Annotated in this window: 1 protein-coding gene; it reads right to left on the bottom strand. The window is 57.4% G+C overall.

Features of this window, described 5'->3' with window-relative positions:
- On the bottom strand, window positions 1-1526 hold a 1526-nt coding region (locus tag VGK48_01020; protein HEY2379736.1), incomplete at its 3' end, for an arylsulfatase.
- Between the last annotated feature and the right edge of the window lie 399 nt (window positions 1527-1925).

Below are 1925 nucleotides of genomic sequence, written 5' to 3'. Positions count from 1 at the left end.
AGGTAGGCGATGGAGGAGGCCATCCATCCGTTCTGGTACATCGCACGATTCGAAACCAATTCGAAGATTTGTGACTTCCGGCGCTCCGGCGCCTTGGCGTCGTTGAAAGTGTAAACCATGCTGACGCCTTCGATCTGCTTCTGAGGGGCGCCGTTGAGCGTATCGGGCGCACGGATACCAGCGACTTCCAGGATGGTCGGCATAATGTCGGTGATATGATGGAACTGAGTGCGGACGCCGCCTTTCTCTTTGATCTTTGCCGGCCATGAAATGACCATTGGGTTGCGCGTGCCACCGAAGTGGGAAGCGATCTGCTTCGTCCACTGGAAAGGCGTGTCCATGGCATGCGCCCAAGCTGCGGGAAAGTGGTTGTAGTACTTGGGCCCGCCAAGCTCATCGATCACCTTCAAAGCGCCTTCGATCGGCTCGAACACGCCATTGAACGCCGCGATTTCGTTTGTTATGCCGTCGAGACCGCCTTCGGCCGAGGAACCGTTGTCACCCAGGATATAAATGATGAGCGTGTTATCGGCATCGGGAAGCGCCCGAACCGCTTCAAGGATGCGTCCCATTTCATAATCAGTGTGCGCGCCGAAGCCGGCGAAGACTTCCATCATCCGCGCATAGAGCCGCTTCTGATCGGCGCTCAGTGAATCCCACGCCGCCAGACTCTCAGGCCGGACGGTGAGCTTCGTGTCTGCCGGAACAACGCCGAGCTTTTTTTGTCGTTCCAAAGTCTGCTCGCGATAGCGGTCCCATCCCGAATCAAACTGGCCTTTGAATCTGTCGATCCATTCTTTGGGCGCGTGGTGCGGGGCATGAGTGGCCCCCGGCGCTACGTAAAGAAAGAAAGGCCGCCCCGGATCGATTGCCTTTTCGCGCTGCATCCAGGCGATAGCGTGGTCCGCGAGGTCGTGTGATAAGTGATAATTCGGATCGGTCGAGCGCGGGACGCGGTTCTTGTTTTCAAAGAGAACGGGCTCGTACTGGCTCGTGTCGCCGGAGTTGAAACCGTAGAAATAATCGAACCCAAGTCCGCTTGGCCAGTGATCGAACGGGCCAACTTCGCTCGTTTCCCATGCCGGCGTATTGTGATTCTTACCGATCCATGCGGTTGCGTAGCCGTTCTGCCTGAGTATTTCCGAAACGGTCCCCGCGCTCTTCGGAATGATACCAGTATAGCCGTCGTAGCCGGTGGCAAGTTCGGTGATTACGCCGGTTCCAGCCACATGATGATCGCGGCCCGTTAGTAGCGCCGCGCGTGTCGGCGAACACAACGCGGTGGTGTGGAAGCGCGTATAGCGCAGGCCCTGGGCCGCCAGTTTGTCAATATTAGGCGACGGTACACCGCCGCCGAACGTGCTGAACTGACCAAAGCCCGCGTCATCGATCAGGATCAGCAAGACGTTTGGCGCGCCTTGGGGTGGACGCACAACCTTTGGAAAAATTGGCGGGTCAGAGTCCTCGAACGTGCGGCCGACGTTACCTGGGAAATGAAAATCGGGACGCGGAAGTGAACTCGACATTCCCGGTGAAGGAGCCGGCGAAACCTTTTCGGCGGCGCGCACCGACTGCGCTATCAATATCGGCGCGGCAAACGCTACTAGCACAAGAACCGCAAGTTTAGTCTTCATATGCGATATCCCTTCTCGTTAGTTGCAATGGTGGCTTACTGCGCGTCGAAGCTCTTCTGCATCTTTTCGACAACTGGCCGATTCGTGAAACTAGACGGCAGGGAAGCTTCATTTGCTCAGTCGCCCAAGCCTTTCTTCAACTTTTCCATCGCCTGGTCGATGGTGAACGTTGCCGGCCGCTGGCTGGGGGGAAGTCCTTGAACGTGTTGAGAAACTCGCCGGTCAGTGTGCTGCCCGCGAGCAGCACGTAGCCCTGCTCCAGCTCCCAGCCGTAGTACGTGTTACTGGTGA

Source organism: Terriglobia bacterium (assembly GCA_036496425.1).
Taxonomy (GTDB): domain Bacteria; phylum Acidobacteriota; class Terriglobia; order 20CM-2-55-15; family 20CM-2-55-15; genus 20CM-2-55-15.
This window is presented reverse-complemented; position numbering and strand designations above follow the sequence as displayed.